This window comes from Anaerovibrio sp. (genome assembly GCF_045637405.1).
In the GTDB taxonomy this organism is placed as follows: domain Bacteria; phylum Bacillota; class Negativicutes; order Selenomonadales; family Selenomonadaceae; genus Anaerovibrio.
Map to the genome: position 1 here is coordinate 1 of NZ_JAZTZI010000071.1, position 2,602 is coordinate 2,602.

Here is a 2,602-nt window from a genome sequence, read left to right on the forward strand (position 1 = left end):
CTATTTCTGGCTCAAAATCCGGTACGATACGTATTTCCTCACCGCACTTTTCGCATGGATAAGTAATAACTGCACCGCCAGAATTAATGAAACGACCATTTTTCAGCATACGAAGAACGACCTTCTCCTTTACGCCGGTCTCCTCAACAATCTGAGTAATACTACATTTATCATGGTCGCGTACATAGGTATGTACAATCTGCTCCTGCTCCAGCTCTATGTCATAGCACGCCGGACACATTTTCTGACCAACCTCTAAATAGAGCTTTCCGCACTCTGGGCAATTCTTTAACTTATTCATAGTAACTCACTCCCGATTCGCTTTTCTATACTACCTTACAATATTTATATCGTCATTTTCAGTGAACATTTTAATTATAACGTAATTGTTCAAATTTTGCCATAGGCAAAATACACCTTGTAAAACGTTTCAACACGCGAACAAATAATTAGCAGGCGTGTTATAACGTAATTGTTCAAATTTTGCCACAGGCAAAATATTTATCATAATGATTTTAATGCACAAAAATTAGTCTGTTCAATACAGGTGAAAAATGGGCAGGGGGCTGGCAGATTGAACATTAAGTGACAGTTCGTTAAGAAACTTTTTATTGCTTCACCTTGATTGTAGTAGGAAAAATCATCTGTTTGAACGAGTCCTATAAGGACGAAGTGAGTTATGATTTTTTCTGCTACATAATAGCAATAAAAAGTTTTAGAACTGGAACGGCGTTCAAGATGTCACCCTCCTGCCCATTATTTTTTATCTTATCTATGCCCGGAGGAAATCACCAGTCCGAAAATCTGGCTTGCACCTGCCTCCCGCAAAACCTTTCCGCATTCGGCAAAAGTTGCACCGGTAGTGAAAATATCATCCACCAGGAGTACCCTCTTTCCCTTCACCAGATGACGGTGCTTTTTATCCGCCACTGCAAAGGCACCCTTGATATTTTTCTTTCGCTCGGCAAACTTTAGCCCAAACTGGGGACGGGTTTCATGTACCCGCCGCAGCACCTCCCAGATTTCCAAATCTGAGTTTTTCATGGCCTCCTCAAAAAACAATATGCTTTGATTAAAGCCACGCTGTTTAATTTTATTCTTGTGAAGCGGCACCGGCACCACAATATCAACATCATGCAAATCAAGCTTTTCGAGGCCCCTGCCCACGAAAAATTGCAGTGCCTTCACTGCATGCTTCTTTTTCTCGAATTTAGCATCAGCAATAAGCTTCTTCACCGGATCCTCATAGTCACTGAAGCTCATTACACCGCCATCAAAAACCTTCCCCAGATTACCATCAAGGGGCAGCTGACGAGGCTGAAGTATTTTGTTAAGACACTCCTCGCACCATTGCCCGTTGTGCTTCACAGCCCCCCTGCAAGCCGGACACTTCGGCGGAAAAAGAAAATTTAATATGGCTTCAATCATATCAGTACCTCAATATACAAATGGCGGTAGGCTGATGGCTGGAGCTATTAGGTCACAAGCGTCAAGGAATTTTTCTCTTGCCATACTTCTATTTTAGCAGAAAAGTCAATTGTTTGAGCGAAGCGAGTTTTGACTTTTTTTGCTATTTAATAAGCAAGAAAAAATTCCAGCGAAGCGACCGACGCTCCAGACAACAGCCTCCGCCCATGAATATCACAACGAATGTGCCAGGCGCTCAGCCAGCAGCGTATAACGCCGGCGAGTCCTGTCATTGGCAACAGCAGTATTTAAGGCTGCCTTGGTCCCAATGAGAATAACCTTTTTCTTGGCCCTGGTAATAGCCGTATACAGCAAATTCCTCTGGAGCATAATTCTATGCCCCGGCACCAGAGGCAAAATCACCACAGGATACTCGCTGCCCTGACTCTTATGCACACTCATGCAATATGCCAGCTGCAGCTCACTGAGCTCTGCCTTCTCATAAACCGCTTTCAAATCATCCCCAAAACGGGCAGTAACACTGCTCTCATTCATTTCCTCAATGAACCCAATGTCACCGTTAAATACGCCCTTATCGTAATTATTTTTGGTCTGCATCACCTTGTCACCAAGACGGAAGCTGCGGATACTGCTGACGAATTCCGGCTTGTAGGATGCAGGAGGATTCAGAGCCGCCTGAAGTCTTTTATTTAGATTCTCCACCCCGCAGGCCTGACGGTGCATTGGGGAAAGTACCTGAATATCCTCAAAGGGTGAATAGCCCTGTTTAGGCAATATATCACGGCACAGATTCACAATCTGATACTCCACCGCCTCTGGATTATTAAGCTCAATAAATTCAAAATCAGCACTTGGATTATCAGAGGCATCGGAAAATCTTGGAACCCGCCCCGCATTAATAGCATGGGCATTCATAACTATACTGGATGCTTCACTCTGACGAAATACCTCCGTAAGACACACGCTGGATACCACACCGCTTCGAAGAATATCCTTCAATACGGATCCCGGCCCTACAGCCGGAAGCTGGTCCACATCCCCCACCAGGATAACATGGCATCCGGCGGGCACCGCCTCCAAAAAATGGCGCATCAGCACAATGTCCATCATGGAAACCTCGTCCAAAATAATGGCATCCGCCTCCAGCTGATCATCGATATCCCTGCCGAACATG

3 protein-coding genes are annotated in these 2,602 nt (G+C 44.7%); all 3 read right to left on the reverse strand.

Annotated features, from left to right (window positions below):
- The coding region (locus ACKI5G_RS05305; protein ID WP_407398330.1) for a flagellar protein at positions 1-301 on the reverse strand (301 nt) is incomplete at its 3' end.
- Between the two features lie 467 nt (positions 302-768).
- Positions 769-1,428 (reverse strand): ComF family protein, encoded by a 660-nt coding sequence (locus ACKI5G_RS05310; protein WP_407398332.1) that lies wholly within the window; start codon positions 1,426-1,428, stop codon positions 769-771.
- Between the two features lie 213 nt (positions 1,429-1,641).
- On the reverse strand, positions 1,642-2,602 hold a 961-nt coding region (locus ACKI5G_RS05315), incomplete at its 5' end, for an ATP-dependent RecD-like DNA helicase (RefSeq protein WP_407398334.1).

Coding starts and splice junctions, on each gene's coding strand:
- ACKI5G_RS05310 (WP_407398332.1), bottom strand. CDS start 1,428: ATGATTGAAGCCATATTAAATTTTCTTTTTCCGCCGAAGTGTCCGGCT.